Origin of the sequence: Enterobacter sp. WCHEn090032 (genome assembly GCF_003986875.1) — a bacterium.
GTDB lineage: Bacteria > Pseudomonadota > Gammaproteobacteria > Enterobacterales > Enterobacteriaceae > Enterobacter > Enterobacter sichuanensis.
On record NZ_RXRN01000009.1, the window covers coordinates 125,652 to 142,653 of the forward strand.

General features: G+C 56.1%; 19 protein-coding genes and 1 pseudogene. 3 read left to right on the top strand and 17 right to left on the bottom strand.

The features are described 5' to 3' along the window. Positions 1 to 260: 260 nt before the first annotated feature. From fliR to fliF, 13 genes and pseudogenes are all read right to left on the bottom strand, one after another. Positions 261 to 1,053, bottom strand: a pseudogene (fliR, locus tag EKN83_RS09950) (flagellar biosynthetic protein FliR); the annotation flags it as partial. A gap of 7 nt (positions 1,054 to 1,060) precedes the next feature. Continuing rightward, on the bottom strand, positions 1,061 to 1,330 hold the full coding sequence (fliQ, locus tag EKN83_RS09955; RefSeq protein ID WP_008500315.1) for a flagellar biosynthesis protein FliQ: 270 nt from the start codon (positions 1,328 to 1,330) through the stop codon (positions 1,061 to 1,063). A 9-nt stretch (positions 1,331 to 1,339) separates the two neighbouring features. After that, complete coding sequence (gene fliP, locus EKN83_RS09960) at positions 1,340 to 2,077, bottom strand: flagellar type III secretion system pore protein FliP (RefSeq protein ID WP_013097738.1); 738 nt, start codon at positions 2,075 to 2,077, stop codon at positions 1,340 to 1,342. Then, a complete protein-coding gene (gene fliO, locus EKN83_RS09965; RefSeq protein WP_025759468.1) occupies positions 2,077 to 2,451 on the bottom strand; it encodes a flagellar biosynthetic protein FliO in 375 nt (124 codons plus the stop codon). Before fliO ends, fliP begins: the two co-directional genes overlap by 1 nt. 2 nt (positions 2,452 to 2,453) lie before the next feature. Beyond that, complete coding sequence (fliN, locus tag EKN83_RS09970) at positions 2,454 to 2,867, bottom strand: flagellar motor switch protein FliN (protein WP_025759467.1); 414 nt, start codon at positions 2,865 to 2,867, stop codon at positions 2,454 to 2,456. Further along, positions 2,864 to 3,868 (bottom strand): flagellar motor switch protein FliM, encoded by a 1,005-nt coding sequence (fliM, locus tag EKN83_RS09975; RefSeq protein WP_008500320.1) that lies wholly within the window; start codon positions 3,866 to 3,868, stop codon positions 2,864 to 2,866. The genes fliN and fliM overlap by 4 nt, the downstream gene beginning before the upstream one ends. A 4-nt stretch (positions 3,869 to 3,872) precedes the next feature. After that, on the bottom strand, positions 3,873 to 4,343 hold the full coding sequence (gene fliL, locus EKN83_RS09980; protein ID WP_021241388.1) for a flagellar basal body-associated protein FliL: 471 nt from the start codon (positions 4,341 to 4,343) through the stop codon (positions 3,873 to 3,875). Positions 4,344 to 4,449: 106 nt separating this feature from the next. Next, positions 4,450 to 5,682: a flagellar hook length control protein FliK gene (gene fliK, locus EKN83_RS09985; RefSeq protein WP_126800857.1), complete on the bottom strand. Its 1,233-nt coding sequence runs from the start codon at positions 5,680 to 5,682 to the stop codon at positions 4,450 to 4,452. Further along, a complete protein-coding gene (gene fliJ, locus EKN83_RS09990) occupies positions 5,679 to 6,122 on the bottom strand; it encodes a flagellar export protein FliJ (protein ID WP_014170734.1) in 444 nt (147 codons plus the stop codon). The genes fliK and fliJ overlap by 4 nt, the downstream gene beginning before the upstream one ends. Positions 6,123 to 6,143: 21 nt before the next feature. Beyond that, entirely contained in the window at positions 6,144 to 7,514 is a 1,371-nt protein-coding gene (gene fliI, locus EKN83_RS09995) for a flagellar protein export ATPase FliI (protein ID WP_045285403.1), read from the bottom strand. Beyond that, positions 7,514 to 8,221, bottom strand: a complete 708-nt coding sequence (gene fliH / locus EKN83_RS10000) for a flagellar assembly protein FliH (RefSeq protein ID WP_025759464.1) — start codon at positions 8,219 to 8,221, stop codon at positions 7,514 to 7,516. The genes fliI and fliH overlap by 1 nt, the downstream gene beginning before the upstream one ends. After that, on the bottom strand, positions 8,214 to 9,212 hold the full coding sequence (gene fliG / locus EKN83_RS10005; RefSeq protein WP_008500327.1) for a flagellar motor switch protein FliG: 999 nt from the start codon (positions 9,210 to 9,212) through the stop codon (positions 8,214 to 8,216). Before fliG ends, fliH begins: the two co-directional genes overlap by 8 nt. Then, complete coding sequence (gene fliF, locus EKN83_RS10010; RefSeq protein ID WP_126800858.1) at positions 9,205 to 10,881, bottom strand: flagellar basal-body MS-ring/collar protein FliF; 1,677 nt, start codon at positions 10,879 to 10,881, stop codon at positions 9,205 to 9,207. The genes fliG and fliF overlap by 8 nt, the downstream gene beginning before the upstream one ends. A 228-nt stretch (positions 10,882 to 11,109) precedes the next feature. On the opposite strand from fliF, the gene fliE reads away from it, so the two are divergent. Then, positions 11,110 to 11,424, top strand: a complete 315-nt coding sequence (fliE, locus tag EKN83_RS10015; RefSeq protein ID WP_028019587.1) for a flagellar hook-basal body complex protein FliE — start codon at positions 11,110 to 11,112, stop codon at positions 11,422 to 11,424. 74 nt (positions 11,425 to 11,498) lie between these two features. Then, complete coding sequence (gene yedD, locus EKN83_RS10020; protein ID WP_025759923.1) at positions 11,499 to 11,912, top strand: lipoprotein YedD; 414 nt, start codon at positions 11,499 to 11,501, stop codon at positions 11,910 to 11,912. Between the two features lie 93 nt (positions 11,913 to 12,005). On the opposite strand, the gene amyA is transcribed toward yedD, so the two are convergent. From amyA to fliD, 4 genes are read right to left on the bottom strand one after another with little or no spacing between them, the layout of a single operon-like run. Then, the gene (gene amyA, locus EKN83_RS10025) at positions 12,006 to 13,493 is read right to left on the bottom strand and encodes an alpha-amylase (protein ID WP_126800877.1); all 1,488 of its coding nucleotides are present in this window, start codon (positions 13,491 to 13,493) and stop codon (positions 12,006 to 12,008) included. 52 nt (positions 13,494 to 13,545) lie between these two features. Then, positions 13,546 to 13,920, bottom strand: a complete 375-nt coding sequence (gene fliT, locus EKN83_RS10030; protein WP_045285399.1) for a flagella biosynthesis regulatory protein FliT — start codon at positions 13,918 to 13,920, stop codon at positions 13,546 to 13,548. Positions 13,921 to 13,925: 5 nt separating this feature from the next. Next, positions 13,926 to 14,330 (bottom strand): flagellar export chaperone FliS, encoded by a 405-nt coding sequence (fliS, locus tag EKN83_RS10035; RefSeq protein WP_025912252.1) that lies wholly within the window; start codon positions 14,328 to 14,330, stop codon positions 13,926 to 13,928. A gap of 21 nt (positions 14,331 to 14,351) precedes the next feature. Further along, positions 14,352 to 15,776: a flagellar filament capping protein FliD gene (gene fliD / locus EKN83_RS10040; protein ID WP_126800859.1), complete on the bottom strand. Its 1,425-nt coding sequence runs from the start codon at positions 15,774 to 15,776 to the stop codon at positions 14,352 to 14,354. A 400-nt stretch (positions 15,777 to 16,176) separates the two neighbouring features. Here fliD and EKN83_RS10045 point away from each other — a divergent pair, with 400 nt between their 5' ends. Next, positions 16,177 to 16,989: a flagellin gene (locus EKN83_RS10045; protein WP_126800860.1), complete on the top strand. Its 813-nt coding sequence runs from the start codon at positions 16,177 to 16,179 to the stop codon at positions 16,987 to 16,989. Positions 16,990 to 17,002: the final 13 nt, after the last annotated feature.

Genomic DNA, 17,002 nt, shown 5'->3' on the forward strand with positions numbered 1-17,002 from the left:
TAATTCACCATCTGCCTGAGAGCTCAAAACAGCCATACGGGATGGAAAAAAATAATAAACCTGTGAGCATGACAAAGACTTTCAGGCGGACTCACTATCCCGTAAAGTTACGTATAATTTGCCAGGAATCTTCTTAAAGTAAAGTAAATATTAAGTATTGTGAGGTGGTTAGAAACAATTAAACCGCGTCAGATATATCCTGGAAGATGTTTTTCAAGTTTTATTTTAGGAATATCCTCAGAAAGACAATAGCAACAGTGCGGGCTATTATTTACGAGGCAGCTCGCTGACAATATCCGCTAAGAGGTTGAATATCTCGCCGAATAAATGTTCACAGAACGGAGCGATAAGTGGCATCAGTAATGACATTAATAAAATTCCGACCGTCAGCGTCAGCGGAAAACCAATGACAAACACCGAAAGCTGCGGTGCCATTCTGTTCAGTAAACCTAACGCCAGGTTGACGGTCAGCAGCAGGGTGATGATCGGCAGCGCCAGCATCAGCCCGTTGAGGAAAATCAGCCCTGCAGCGCGGGTCAGCGCCAGAAACGCATTGCTGTTCACCGGATTTTCCCCAATCGGCAGCGTATGGAAGGTGTCCACCAGCATGGAGATGAGCCACAGATGACCGTTGAACGACAGAAACAGCAGCATGGCGAGCAGGTCGATAATGCGCGCCAGCACGGGCATGTTGAGATGGCTGCCGGGATCGACAAACGTGGCGAACGATAACCCCATCTGCAGGCCAATCAGCTCTCCCGCGGTACGCACGGCGGCAAACGCGAGCTGCATGGTAAAGCCGACGGCAACGCCAATCATCACCTGCTGCAGAGCCACCCACACCGCGTTCGCCGAGAAAATCGGGATCTCCACCGGGGGAAGGGATGGGGCGACGATAATCGAGATGATAATGCCCAGCCCCACTTTGACACGCTTGGGGATCGATTTCTCACTGAGGATCGGGGCAGTGGAGACCAGCGCCATAATGCGCAGCATCGGCCAGAAATAGACGCCGAGCCACTGAACCCACTGGTCGCTGGTGAAGTGCAGCATCGTCAGATCAGCCGATGATATACGGCAGGTTGGTAAACAGGTTGCGCATATAGTCCAGCAACAGGTTCAGCATCCACGGCCCGGCGACAATAATCGCCACGAACACGGCGATGATTTTCGGAATGAACGACAGCGTCATTTCGTTAATCTGCGTGGCGGCCTGAAGAATACTGATAATCAGACCCGTCACCAGCGCGACAAGCAGCAGCGGCGCGGCAACGGCAATGGCGATTTTCATCGCTTCCGTGCCCATCATCATGACCGATTCGGGTGTCATTGCCGTTCCTTAACTGTAGAAGCTCTGCGCCAGCGAACTGACCAGCAGCTGCCAGCCGTCGACCAGCACAAAGAGCATGATCTTAAAGGGCAGGGCGATGGTCGCGGGCGGCACCATCATCATCCCGAGCGCCATCAGCACGCTGGCGATCACCAGATCGATAATCAGGAACGGAATAAAAATGGTAAAGCCAATCTGGAACGCGGTTTTCAGCTCGCTGGTGACATAGGCGGGCAGAAGAATACGCATGGGTACCGCTTCCGGCCCCTGCAGCTCGCCGGTATTGGACAGGCGGGCAAAGAGGGCGAGATCCGCTTCGCGCGTCTGGCGCAGCATAAATTCCCGCAGCGGCTGCGCGCCTTTCTCCAGCGCCTCCTGCATGGAGATTTTATCTTCGCTGAACGGCTGATAAGCGTCGGTATAAATCTTATCGATCACCGGCGACATAATGAAAAAGGTTAAAAACAGCGCCAGCCCAAGCAGAACCTGGTTTGGCGGGGCGGACGGGGTGCCCAGCGCGTTTCGCAGCAGACCAAAGACGATAATGATGCGGGTGAAGCTGGTCATCATCAGCAGAATGGCCGGAATAAACGTCAGCGAGGTGATGAAAACCAGCGTCTGAACCGGAAGTGACCAGCTTTGGCCACCGCCCGCGAGCGGGGTAGATACCAGACCGGGCAGTTGCGCATAAACCGCGGGAGCAAACAGGCCAACGCCCGCAAGCGTCAGGGATAACAAACGGCGCATCAGGATCTCCCGGAACGCTTAAGCAAACTCTTCATGACGGACTGAAAATCCGCAGGGGCCTCTGCGCGCGCGTCCACCTCAACAGGGGCGGGCGGCAGTTTATGTAATACGTTGATGCTGGAGGCCGTGACGCCCAGGACCAGACGCGCGTCTTCCACCTCGACAATGACCACGCGTTCACGTGGCCCCAGCGTGGTGCTGGCGCTGACTTTCAGGCCGCGGGTGCCGGCGGTTTTACCCGCCAGACCAAAGCGCTTCGCCAGCCAGGCGGCGATAAGAATAAAGGCAATAATACCGAACAACGCTCCGCTCACCTGGAGCAGAGGTGAACCGGGGACGGCAGAAGGTTGCGATAGTGTTGCCTGGGTTTTCATGCTTAACGGCTCAGACGACGCATACGTTCAGACGGGGTAATGATGTCGGTGATACGTACGCCGTATTTATCGGCAACCACCACTACCTCACCCTGGGCAATCAGATAACCGTTGATCAGAATATCCAGCGGTTCACCGGCCAGACCGTCAAGGGCGACCACGGAACCCTGCGTCAGGCGCAGCAGCTCTTTAATGGTCATCCGGGTGCGGCCCAGTTCAACGGTCAGCTTAACCGGGATGTCCATAATCAGGTCGATGTCCTGCAGCGTGCCGCTGACGTCACCGCCGCCAAGCTGCTGGAAGACGGCATCCGCCGCACTTTTGCTCGGGGTCGCTTTTTGCTCGTTTAACGCGTCAGCCCACAGATCGTCCAGTGCTCCGCTGTTTTCATCGGACGGATTGTTCATGTCACTCATTTGGGCTGTTCCTCATTCAGCGAATTCAAAATCGGGTTGATCAAGTGCTCAACGCGTAACGCATACTGACCGTTAATCGTGCCGTACTGGCTTGTCAGCACGGGGACACCATCCACATGGGCAATAATGCGGTCGGGTTTTTCTATCGGCAAAACATCACCGGGTTGTAATTTCAGGATCTGAGATAACCGCAGCGGGATATCGGCGAAGCTCGCCACCAGCTCAAGCTGTGAATGCTGGACCTGGCGGACCAGGTTTTCACGCCAGTTCTGGTCTTCGTTGCGGGAGTTCTCCAGCGGCGGGTTGACCAGCAGCTCGCGCAGCGGTTCGATCATGCTGAACGGCAGGCAGATGTTGAACTCACCGGTCAGGTTACCGATCTCCACGTGGAACGGGGTGTTCACGACGATATCGTTCGGGGAGGTGGTGATATTGGTAAATTTCACCTGCATCTCAGAACGGACGTACTCCACTTCCAGCGGGTTGATCGCTTTCCACGCGTCGCTGTAAGACTCCAGCGCCAGCTTCAGCATGCGGTTAATGACGCGCTGTTCGGTGTGGGTGAATTCGCGACCTTCTACTTTGGTCGGGAAACGCCCGTCGCCGCCGAACAGGTTATCCACCGCGATGAACACCAGGCTTGGAGAAAACACCACCAGACCGGTGCCGCGCAGCGGCTTCAGATGAATCAGGTTAAGGTTGGTTGGCACCGGCAGATTGCGGGCAAACTCATGATACGGCTGAATGCGGATCGCACCGACCGTGATATCCGGGCTACGACGCAGCAGGTTAAACAGCCCCATACGGAACTGACGTGCAAAACGTTCGTTAATGATCTCCAGCGCCTGCAGACGTTCACGTACCACGCGACGCTGGGTATTCGGGTCATAGGGGCGAATATCGCTATCGCCGCCAATACCCGGTTGCGGATCGTCACTCTTATCGCTGTCGCCGTTGAGCAGCGCATCGATTTCTGCCTGAGAAAGAATACTGTCGCCCATGTCGTTACCGCAGAATGAAAGCTGTGTACAGAACGTCAGTGACTTCCTGCTTAGGTTGACCATTTACCAGCGGGGTCGCCAGCGTTTGTTTAATGGCATCGACCAGCTTTTGCTTGCCAACATCGGTGGCCAGCGCCGAAGCGTCCTGACGAGAGAACAGCAGCAGAAGGCGGCTGCGCACCTCCGGGAGATAATCATTCAGACGCGCGCGGGTGGCTTCATCCTTCAGGCGCAGCGTAATACCGACATACAGCACACGGTCCGCATCACCGAGATTCACGGTGAAGGTGTCCAGAGGGAAAAATACCGGCGCCGGCGGCGGTGCAGGTTCGGCCTTGGCCGCAGCGGTTGAAGGTTCCTGCTGCATACGCCAGTAACTATAGCCCGCGGTAGCGCAGGCGGCGAGCGTGATCAACACCAGCAGCGGGATCCAGATGGAACGCTTACTTTTTTTGGTGATAGCGGAGTCAGTCATCTGATACGAGCTTCCTGTTTCGGTACAGCTTAATAAGGTGATTATCCCGTGTCCTGCTGTCGTCAAAGCGTGGAAAAGACGGGGATAATCACGCTACCTCTGGCGTTTAGGCGAAGATGTCTACGGCACCGTTACCGCGCGCGGCGGATTGCAGGGCCACGGGGACAGGCAGAAGCTCATCGCTCTCTTCATTAAAACCGCCGGTGTTGCCGGAACGCGAAGCCTGGTGCTGCTGGGAGGAGGACTGCTGCTGCCCGGCAAAGCTCTCGCTGCTGACGCTGCTTTGCGACAGCTGAATGCCGTTCTCCGCAAGCGAGGTCCGCAGAACCGGCAGGGCTGCCTCCAGTGCCGCACGAACATGGCTGTGGGCAGAAACCATCTGCAGCTGCGCCTGGTTATCATCCAGTTTAAGTGAAATTTGCACCTGACCCAGATCTTCCGGGTGCAGACGCAGCTCCGCGGTCTGTTGACCCTGCTTAGTGAACAGCGTGATGTGCTGGCTCAGGGATTGTTGCCATTCGTGGGTACCCAGCGGCTGACTTAACACCGGCGCGGTGGCAACGGTGGCGGCTGGCTGGCTGGTTGCATGGCTGGAGACGATCGGTGCCAGGGTGGCCGTCGGCGACGAGGAGGATGAACTGGCGAGGTCCTGCTTCTCTGCGGTGGCGGTCACAACGGGTGCTGCCGGCGCGTTGGCAGGCAGCGCCGGATCGCTGTTTGTCATCTGCGTCTGGCTTTGATAAGGCGTCGTTATCTGCGCTTTTTCATGGCCGCCCTGCGCCGCGTTCAGCAACGGCTGGGTCGCACCGTTTTGGGCACGCGTTGCGGAACCCAGCGCAGACGGTGCGGTAATATCGTTACGCTCTGTCGCCTGGACGGTGCGGGTCTGCTGGTGCGGCAGCATGGCCATCAGCGCGCTTAATCCGGCCAGCTCCTCTTCGCTCAGCTCGCTTTTGCCGTCATCTTTGCTGTTGACCGCATTGAGCGCTTTCAGGGCATCGCCCTTCGATACCGGCATCAGCCCGGAAACCAGCGTCTCAGGCGAGATGACAGGTGTAGCTTCCTCGCCATTCAGTGTCGGCTGACGCGCGAGCAGGTCGGCAATTTTAGCCTGCAGAGCGGTATCGCCTTTGGCGTCCTGAGCCACTTTAGAGAGCTTGCTGCCGGCAGCTTTCAGGTCCGCCAGGGTCAGCGGCGCATCGTTGCCCTTGCCCGTTGCCTCCGTCAGGGCGCCCGCCAGCAGAGAGAGAAAGTCTTGCGCACCCTCGGTGCCTTTTCCTGTCTGCGTGCCGCCTGCGAGCTCGCTGTCGCTCATCAGCAGTTGTTGCAGTGTGATCATTCCGGTTTCCTCATTGATGCGCGCTGGGCAAACTCATCCATTTTCTTCTGATCCAGACGGTTTTCCGCCAGGGTCGTTGCCGCGATCTGCCGGTCCTGTAAGGTCTGCCAGGCCTGCAGTCGCTGCTTCTTCTCACGCCAGAAATTCAGCGCAGTATCGACTTTTTGGGTCCACTGGTTCAGCTGCTGGCGATGCTGTTCTATCGCCTTCTCCAGCGTCTGGATAAACTGCTGATAGTTAATCCAGCGCTGGCTGCCAATGCCCTGTGTCATATCGGTATTGAGGTTGGTGCGATATTCATGCTGATAGTCGATTAACATCTTCAACTGTTCTTCAGCCTGCTGGCACCCGCGTCGCATTGCGCCAAGCTGCAATGCGGCATCATCAACTTCTTTTTCTGCCAGATCTTTCAGCGTTGATAACGCGCTGTTTTGCGCCATGACCTTCGCCCTCCACCTGTGTTACACCTGCGGGAAAATTAGCTCCAGTGCCTGAATGGAATCTTCCCAGTCGGCGCGTTCAAAAATGCCTTGTTGTAAAAACGCCTCCAGCTGCGGCCACAGGTTAATCGCTTTGTCGAGCATCGGGTCGCTGCCTTTGGCATACGCCCCCACGCTGACCAGATCGCGGTTACGCTGGAAGCTGGAGAGGAGTTGTTTGAAGTTACGCACGCGGGCGTAGTGCTGCTCGGTTATCAGCGCCGTCATTGCACGGCTGATAGAAGCCTCGATATCAATGGCCGGATAGTGCCCGGCTTCGGCCAGACGACGCGACAGCACAATATGACCGTCAAGGATCGCACGCGCGGAGTCGGCAATCGGATCCTGCTGGTCATCGCCTTCCGTCAGCACCGTGTAAAACGCGGTGATAGAGCCGCCGCCGCTGATGCCGTTCCCTGCACGCTCAACCAGGGCAGGGAGTTTGGCAAAGACCGAAGGCGGGTAGCCTTTGGTGGCCGGTGGCTCACCGATGGCCAGCGCGATTTCACGCTGCGCCATCGCGTAACGGGTCAGGGAGTCCATGATCAGCAGCACGTGTTTGCCGCGGTCGCGGAAATCTTCGGCGATACGGGTGGCGTACGCGGCACCCTGCATGCGCAGCAGCGGGGAAACATCCGCCGGTGCGGCGATAACCACCGAACGGGCGCGGCCTTCCGCACCCAGAATGTTTTCAATAAAGTCTTTTACTTCACGACCACGCTCGCCGATCAGCCCCACGACGATCACATCGGCCTGGGTGTAACGCGCCATCATGCCGAGCAGGACCGATTTACCTACGCCTGAGCCGGCGAACAGGCCCATACGTTGCCCACGACCAACGGTCAGCAGGGCGTTAATCGGGCGCACGCCGGTATCCAGCACATGCTCGATAGGGGTACGCTGCAGGGGGTTAAACGGTTGGGTGATCAACGCGCCGGTTTCGGTGGTGTCCGGGGAGGGCAGTCCGTCGAGCGGTTTGCCGCTGCCATCCAGCACGCGACCCAGCAGGGCCGGACCCAGCGGCAGCTGTTTCCCGCTCTGCAGTCCATCGCCGGTGATGTTTTTGGCATACACGCGCGCGCCGGGCAGGATGCCTTCCACCTCTTCAAGCGGCATCAGAAACAGACGCTGGCCGTTAAATCCGACCACTTCGCTTTCCACTTCCCGCGTTTCCTGGCCATCCTGACGCTCAATCACACAGGTCGCGCCCAGCGGCAGCTGCAGGCCGGTGGCTTCCAGCACCAGGCCGGTGGCGCGGGTCAGTCGGCCATAACGACGAACAGATGGCAGCTGCGCCATCTTCGTCTCAAAGTTGTCGAGGGTATTGAGCCAGCGGGTGAGGCGTGCGGTCATCAGACGACTCCCGGTGCCGCCAGGCGACACAGTTCCTGCCAGCGGGTGGCGACGCTGGCGTCCAGGTCACCCTCATCGGCAGAGACTTTACATCCGCCGTGATGTAGCGTCGGGTCACCGCGCAGACGCCAGCCGTGCAGGCTCAGCGTGGCGCCCAGACTCTCTTCCACGCGCTGCAGGTCGTCCGGATGGACGCGCAGCTGCGGCTTCCCGCTAAACAGCGGCTCCTGCTGCAGCAGGCCCTGAATTTGTTTAATCAGCGCCGTGTTATCTACCACCGGCGTCTGGCCGATCACCTGACGGGCGGCTTCCAGCGCCATCTGCATCAGGCGCGAGGCAATGACGCTGTCCAGCGCGTCCAGCGTATGCTGAAACTCGCTGACCAGCTGCTGCATACGGGCATGGAGCGGCGCCTGCTGCTGGCGCGCCTGATCGATGCCGTGCTCTAACCCTTTCGCCAGACCTTCCTGGTATCCCTGCTCGTGGCCTTTCTGACGGCCTTCGTTCAGACCGGCATTATAGCCCTGCTCATGCGCCTGCATTTGCAGCTGAGCCAGCATCTGTGCCTGCTGTTCTTCTTCACTCAGCTCGGGCTGTTCGACGTCCGGGTCACTCTCCTCGGTCTGAATCACGGCTGGCGTGAACTCGGAGAGGGGAGGGGCCAGATCGTCCGGCGTCCAGCGCTTCCACGGCAGCTCATTAGACATAGGTGTCGTCTCCGCTGCCAATCACCATCTCGCCGGTTTCTGCCAGACGACGAACAATAAGCAGGATAGCTTTCTGTTCGTTTTCCACCTGAGACAGACGAACCGGGCCGCGGTTGGCAAGGTCGTCGCGCAGGATATCCGCCGCACGCTGGGACATGTTGCGCAGGAACTTCTCGCGCAGCGGCTGCTCGGCACCTTTGAGGGCGATAAGCAGCGACTCGGAATCCACTTCCTGGAGCAGGCGCTGGATGCTGCGGTCGTCCACTTCGACCAGGTTTTCGAACAGGAACATCTCGTCGATGATTTTCTGCGCCAGCTCGCCGTCGAATTCGCGAACCGCGGTAATAACCGCCTCTTCCTGCTGGGTTTTCATCAGGTTGATGATCTCTGCCGCCGTTCTCACGCCGCCCATTTTGCTGCGCTTGAGGTTCTGGCCGTCGAGCAGGTTGTTCAGCACTTCGGTCAGCTCCGCCAGCGCGGCCGGCTGGACACCGCCGAAGGTCGCGATACGCAGCATCACGTCGTGACGCAGACGCTCTTCGAACAGCGCCAGAATATCGGCCGCCTGGCCACGTTTGAGGTGGACAAGGATGGTCGCGATAATCTGCGGGTGCTCGTCGCGAATAAGGTCGGCGGCGCTCTGCGGCTCCATAAAGTTAAGCGTTTCGATACCGCTGGCGGTATCGCGCGTTTCCAGAATATCTTCCAGCAGGCTGGCGGCACGCTCTTCGCCCAGAGCCTTGACCAGCACGGAGCGCAGGTAGTCGTTGGCGTTGACGTTGAGAGCGGCAAACTGTTCTGCTTCCTGCTCAAACTCCGACAGCACTTCGGTCAGCTGTTTGTTGGAGATCTGACGCACGTTGGCCATCGCCGCACTCAGAATTTGCACTTCCCGCTGGGAGAGGTGCTTAAACACCTCTGCCGCGCGATCTTCGCCAATGGTCATCAGCAGGATGACGCTTTTATCGGTGCCCGTAAGCGTATTACTCATGTTCGTTACCCATCCACTGGCGGATGACCAGCGCCACGACGCGCGGATCGTTATCTGACATTTCGCGAATGCGCTGGCTCATCACCTCAGCGCCCATGCGCTGGTTAGCACGGCGCTGCTGCATCTGCTCGTCTTTGCTGAGACGAACTTCAACCGCTTCTTCCACTTCCTGGCGCGCGCTCATCTGTTCGCGAGCCGCTTTCTCGGCTTCTGCACGACGCTGAAGCTGAGGACGAACGCCCTTACGCCACAGCAGCCACGCGACAATCAGCACCAGCAGCCAGCGACCTGCAGACATCAGCTGGTCGATAAACGCCTGCTGTTGCCAGAACGGCAGTTCACCACCGGTCTCTTCAACCGAGTTGAACGGTGAGTTCACCACGTTGAGGCTGTCGCCACGCTTCTCGGAGTAACCCATCGCTTCACGGGTCAGGTCTTCGATCTGCTTCATCTGCTCGGCGGTCAGCGGCAGCGGTTTGCCATTCGGCAGCGTTTTGTAGTTCACCACCACGGCGACGGACAGGCGCTGAATATCACCGACGTTCAGTTTGGTATGGCGAATCGTGCGGTTCACTTCATAGTTCGTGGTTTCGTTACGGCTGCTGGTACGCGGACCGGCGTTACTGGTTGTAGAGGTTGTCTGCTGATTCTGCTGACCGTTCTGCTGATTGGCCGGCGGGGTAGAGATCGGCGCCGCGTTTGCCGGGGCAGGCTGGTTAGAGAGCGCACCCGGTACGCCGCCAGGATAAGCACCGCCAATCTGCTCGTTAGAGTTGATCTGGCGCGAACGCATGACCGCCTGAGAGGCATCGCCGTTCGGGCTGTACTGCTCTTCGGTCTGTTCTTTATTAGAGAAGTCGATCTGCGCGGTGACCTGCGCATGCACGTTGCTGTTGCCCACCACCGGGCCGAGGATCGCTTCGATACGACGCTGGAGACGGCTTTCCACATCGGCGGCATATTTCAGCTGCGCATCATTCAGATCGCGACCCGCGGTATTGGATTGCGTCAGCAGATGGCCACTCTGGTCGACCAGCGTCACGTTACCCGGCGGCAGACCGGCGACGGCGCTGGAGACGAGATGCGTAACCGCGCTGATTTGCCCTTCGTCCAGCGCGCGGCCAGGTTCAAGGTTCACGGTCACGGAAGCGGAAGGCGATTTCTGCTCACGGACAAATAAGGAGGGTTTAGGCATCGCCAGGTGCACACGGGCACTCTTCACCGGGCCTAAGGTTTCAATGGTGCGGGCCAGTTCACCTTCCAGCGCACGCTGGTAGTTCACCTGCTCGCTGAACTGGCTAATACCGAATTTTTCCTGATCCAGCAGCTCAAAGCCCACCGCGCCGCCTTTCGGCAGCCCCTGCTGAGCCAGACGCAGACGAAGTTCGTGTACCTTATCCGCAGGCACTTCCAGCGCGCCCCCGTTATCGGCGAAGCGATAAGGGATGTTCATCTGGGTCAACTGGGTGACGATGGCGCCGCCATCCTGATCGGAAAGGTTACTGTAGAGCGTCCGGTAGTCAGGGCTCTTCGCCCACAGGACCATCGCTACAAGGATCGCAATTGCGGCAGCGCCTGCCACGATCAACGGGATTTTAGGATTCGCGCGAAGGCGGTTCATCCACTCGAGTGATTTATTTTGCGGCGCTGTCGATGCTGTAGCACTCATTGCGCACCTCTTAAATCCTGGTGGTTTACGTTATTCGTGTAGAGAAACAAAACTGACTCCCGGGTCGGCAAACACGACAAAAGTTCCATATTGATGGCACAGCCATTATTTGATGATTCGTGATTTTCTATGCGTCAAATAACCTGGTTTTTTAACGCTATTTACCGCCATTATCTTATTGACAAGCTGTTAGTCTTGACCGCGTAAAAAACCATCCAGGGGAGAGTCATGGCTATTCAGGGTATTGAAGGGGTTATCAGTCAGCTGCAGGCAACCGCGATGACGGCCCGTAATCAGAATGTGGCAGAACAGCAGCCGAGTATTAGCTTTGCCGGGCAACTGCACGCCGCGCTTGACCGTATCAGCGATACCCAGACCGCCGCGCGCACCCAGGCCGAGAAGTTCACCCTCGGCGAGCCGGGCGTGGCGTTAAACGATGTGATGACCGATTTGCAAAAAGCCTCGGTCTCCCTGCAGATGGGGATCCAGGTGCGTAACAAGCTGGTTTCCGCCTATCAAGAGGTGATGGGGATGCAGGTCTAAGACCTGGCGATCTTCGCTGGCAGCCTTAGCGCTTTAATGCCACAATATTTTTTTCTTCGAATGCAGGAAAGATGATGAAAAAAATAGCAATTGCTGGCGCGCTGCTGGCACTGACCGGATGCGTTCAGGTAGATAACTATCAGGACGTGATTAAGCATCCGGTCCCGGCACATCTGGCGGGATACTGGCAGTCAAAAGGGCCGCAGAGCAAAATGGTCAGCCCGGAGGCGATTGCCACGTTAGTGGTGACGGAGGAGGGCGATACGCTGGACTGCCGTCAATGGCAGCGCGTGATTGCCGTGCCGGGTAAAATCATGCTGCGTTCAGACAGCTATTACAACGTGACCCGCAAGCTGGATATCTATCCGCTGGAGCGCGATGGCTCGGTGCTGGAGTACGACGGCATGGAGCTGCAGAAGGTCGACCGCCCAACGGTGGAGTGTGCCGATTACCTGAGCAAAAATCCGCTGGAGAGTAAGCTGCCGTAGCCGTTTGTTGCCGGGTGGCGCTGACGCTTACCCGGCCTACAAAAGTGCCTTCCCGTAGGCCGGGTAAGGCGAAGCCGCCACCCGGCATTGTTTCTACAACGCATCCTCAATCACCCACACGCTGACGCTTCCCCCTTTACAGGTAAACGTCCCTTCGCCATCCGCTGCGGTGGTGATGATTTCTTCGCGATTGCCGAGAAAATCACGCCAGGTTTTATTACCGTAGTTTTCCCCAAGACAAATCACCTTCTCGCCGTCGTCGCCGTTCGACATCACCACCACGCAGCCGGGATCGTCATCGGTGCCGCTGCGGCTGAAGGCGATACAGTTAGGATGGTCAAAAAAGAGCGTCTGCACACCGTGGGCAAAACGCTGGCGAGCGAGGATCAGCTCGTGAAGCTGCTCAATTACTGGCATATCAATATGGTACGTTTCACCGTCTCCCCCGGTATCGTCATAGCTGGTGCCGAAGAGATCGGGATAGAAGACGCTCGGTACACCGTTTTCCCGCAGCAGGATCAAGGCGTAGGCCAGCGGTTTAAACCAGGCCTCGACCGGTGCTTCCAGCGCCTGCAACGGCTGGGTGTCATGGTTGGCAACCAGCGTCACCGCATGGAACGGATCGGCTTCCACCAGCGTGCCGGTGAAAATCTGGCTCATGTCGTAATCCCGCCCCTGACGTGACGCTTCGTGGAATTTCATCTGCAGGGGGGCATCAAACAGCATGGTTATGCCCTCGACCTGATCGATATAGGCCTGAAGCTTATCCACCTCGTGGGACCAGTATTCCGCCACGATAAATAACGGCTGGGCGGCGACTTCCTGAACGTGCTCAATCCACTCTTTGTAGAACCAGGCGGGGATGTGTTTCACGGCATCCAGACGAAAACCGTCGCAGCCGGTCTGTTCCATCACCCAGCGGGCCCAGTATTTGATCTCCTCGGTTACGGCGTGATTGCGAAAATCGATATTCTCGCCCATCAGATAATCGAAGTTACCCATCTCATCATCAACCTGATCGTTCCAGCCCTCGCCGGTGTAGTCGTTGACGATTTTAAAGATGCCGTCTTCATCGGGGTTTTCTATATGGTCGACGCCGCTGAAGCATTTGTAATCCCAGATGAACTGCGAATATTGCCCGGCGCGGGCAGGGAAGGTGTAGCGGGTCCAGGCTTCGCACTCAATGACTTCATCATCAATTTGCGTGCGGTCCTGCTCATTCACGCGCTGAACGCGAACAGGCTCTTTTTCGTCGGCCCCCATTTTGTGATTCACCACCACATCCAGCAGGACGGCAATGTTGTTGCTTTTGAGGGCGTCGATGGCCTCCAGCAGCTGCGCTTTGTCGCCGTATTTGGTGGCAACGCTGCCTTTCTGGTCAAACTCGCCAAGATCGAACAGGTCATACGAATCATAACCCACTGAATAACCCCCGGACGCGCCTTTATAAGCGGGGGGCAGCCAGATCATGTTGATGCCGATTTCGTTAAGGTTGGGGGCTAATGCCGTGACTTCTCGCCACAATTCACCGCCTGCGGGGTAATACCAGTGAAAGCATTGTAACAGGGTGGGGTTTTTCATCATCCTTGCTCCAGAAGCCGGTTAGCTGACTTCTGGAGTATGGATGAAGAAATCATAATTGTGTGTCGCGGGTCAAACTTTCTGGATAAAGAATATTCCCTGACAGCTTTCCATAGGTAGACGTGATGGATTGCTGTTTACCGGTTTGATCAATCAGGCTGCGCAGCTCGTCCATGCGGACTTTCAGCAACGCCTTTAGCGCATTCTCATTTTCGAGGATCATTTCCAGCAGCGCACGCGCTTGCTCAACCTGAGCCGGAGGGCATGACATGATGGGCGTTTGAGAAATCCTTTCCACCAGTTGTACGTAATGCATTTCCTGCTCGATAAGCGCATCCCATTGACCAGAATGTGCAAGATTTAGCATAGCAATGCTCTGAGCATGTAACGCCTGCCAGTGGCTAAGCGCTGCGCTGGGAGTATTCATCAAAATTATCCTGAAATAGAGGACGCATTGGGGCCGATTTGCTTCCATGCATCCGCAATGTTGTTTAATAAACCCTCGACTTCAACAATTGCGTCAACGTCGTTACTGACATTCGCCAGCAACAAACGTCGAACCATATATTCGTACAAGGAGGCAAGATTACCCGACAACTCGCTCTCAACCTCCATGTTCAGTCCTGCTTTTAAACCGTTGTCGATGATGTTGATGGCTTTGGATAACGCTTCGCCTTTTTCACGAATTTGTCCGGCTTCCAGGAACAAACGCGCGCGGACAAGGGCGCTATGCGCCCCGTCGAACAACATGACAATCAGCTGGTGTGGACTGGCATTCATAACTGCGCTTTCGACTCCTATCTGCTGATAGGATTGAACACCAGAGGTGTTATACATATCCACTCCTCAATGCGACGACTATTTCTGTGAGAACTGTTGGGTCAGGTAGTTAGCCGTACTGGTCATTTTGGTGACTAATACGTCCAGGCTGGTGAACTGCGTTTTGTAACGCGCCATGGTCGCTTCAATTTGGGCATCCATGGCATCGTAACGTTCACCCAGCGTTTTCAGCGTTTTGTTGATCCCGTCTTTCGCGTTCTGGATCACCCCGGCGTTGCCGGCACTGGTGCTGAGCATAGTATCCAGTGTTTTACTCATCTGGGTGGCCATACCGGTTGTTTTTCCATCGCCCACAAAGTACTGCTGTACGGCGTTCGGGTTGTCGGTCAGCGCTTTTTTCAGCTTATCAGTATCCACTTTCAGGTTACCGATCGTACCGTCCGAGCCTTTCACCGGATCCTGGGTAATCCCCAGTTGGGCCATAATCTGAACCGAGCCGGCCTGGACTTCGGTCAGCAGACCGCGCAGCTGAGACTGGATCCCACGCACGTTAGCATCCCCGACCAGCGCGCCGTTGCTGGTAGACTGGCTGCCCGAACCGGCATCAACCGGAACATACTTCGTCAGGCTGTTAATCGTGGACTGCAGCGAGTTGTACGCCGTAACCCAGTCGGTGATTGCTTTCTGGTTGGCATCCGTTGCGCGTGTAATCTCAAGGGTTTCATCCGCTTTGCTTTCGGCTTTCACCGAGAAGGTGAGCCCAGGTAGCGCATCGGTAATGGTATTCGACTGACGCTCGATCGAAATGTCGTTCACCACCACAATGGCGTTCTGCGCGGCGGTGTTCACCGTCATGGCGCCCGTTTTGGTGGTTGAATCGTAGCCAATTGCGCTTTGCAGCTTGTCATCGCCGGTCACGGTGATGGTCATCGCCCCATCCGTACCGGTGGTTTTTGATGACAGCATCAGGCGGTAATCACCGTCTTTCGCTTTAATCACGCTGGCGGTGACGTTGCCGTTCGCTTTATTAATCGCACTCGCGATCCCTGCCAGGGAGGTATCGCCATCCGCCAGGGTCACCTCTAAAGGTGTCTTGGTACCCGGCTGGGTGATGGTGATTTTACGCGTCGTCCCTGTCGTATCGCCCAGCAGATCCGTATTGTTGGCATAGGAGCCCGTCGTGAGCGCCTGTGCTTTTGCCACCTGGTTGACGTTGACAACATAGGAACCTACGGACGCGTCCGCCGTGGTTGTGGCAGTAAAGGCCGTGTTAGTGCTGGAAACGGACGTTGAGTTCCAGGTGGTTGCTTTACCCAGCGCAGCCGTCGCACTCTGCAGCGAAGTCATGGCGCTCTGCAGTTTGCCGTAAGCGCTTAACTGTGCGTTATACGTTGATTGCTGGGAAGTAATCGTCGTCAGCTTGGTTTTCTCTGCTGCTTCCAACTGATTATATAAATCCCCGAGTCCTGCAGAACCTATCCCGAGGTTGCTGATAGTAGCCATGCATATTTTCCTTAAAATACGAAAGTAGTTCAGGACTCTTATCGGCCTCTTACCGCAAAAGTTTACGATGGTGAGAAAAAAATAATCCACAGAATAGACACGTCCTGACGGGGTTAATGAAAGGATTGCACTTTAGGCACGCGATACGCGTATTAAAAACGGGGATAAGCAAGCGTCCTGTTGAGCATCTTTTTATGCATTTAAAAAGCGTAAATAATATTCCCCTGGCGGGCCTTAATGGCTTTTTAAAAATAAAATCATTATAAAACAGTGCGTTATAATTTTTTCAAAATTGGTTCTAAAGTCTTTTGGGGACCCGTCGATAACCTTGTTGACGGTGAGAGACGCTGTGAGTGTTAGGCACCGGACCTAAAACCCAATTTTTGAAGGAAAGAAAATTATGGCAGTTATCAATACTAACCTGTTGTCCCTGACTACTCAGAACAACCTGAACAAATCTCAGTCTTCTCTGGGCACTGCTATTGAGCGTCTGTCTTCAGGTCTGCGTATCAACAGCGCGAAAGACGATGCCGCTGGCCAGGCGATTGCCAACCGCATGACCTCTCAGATCAAAGGCATGAACCAGGCAGCACGTAACGCCAACGACGGTATCTCCATGGCGCAGACTGCTGAAGGCTCCCTGAACGAAATCAACAGCAACTTACAGCGCATTCGTGAACTGACTGTTCAGGCAAAAAACGGCACCAATAGCGGAACTGACCTGTCCTCTCTGCAGGATGAAGTCAAAGCGCGTCTGGATGAAATTGACCGTGTTGCGGGCAAAACTGACTTCAACGGTATCAAACTGCTGGATGGTTCTGCTGGTACAGTTAAAATTCAGGTTGGCGTGAACGACGGCGACACCATCGATCTGGACCTGAGCACTGTTGCTGACTCTACTAATCTGGGCGTAGTCGGTATCGACCTGACAGCGAAGAATGCTAACGATCTGGACACCATCGACAAAGCTATCGCTAAAGTTGATAAAGCACGTTCCGGTCTGGGTGCTGTGCAGAACCGCTTCACTTCTGCCATCAACAACCTGAACAACACCTCTAACAACCTGTCTGCTGCTCAGTCCCGTATCCAGGACGCTGACTACGCAACTGAAGTTTCCAACATGTCCCGCGCGCAGATCCTGCAGCAGGCTGGTACTTCTGTTCTGTCTCAGGCAAACCAGGTTCCACAGACTGTTCTGTCTCTGCTGCGTTAATTTTACGCACGAA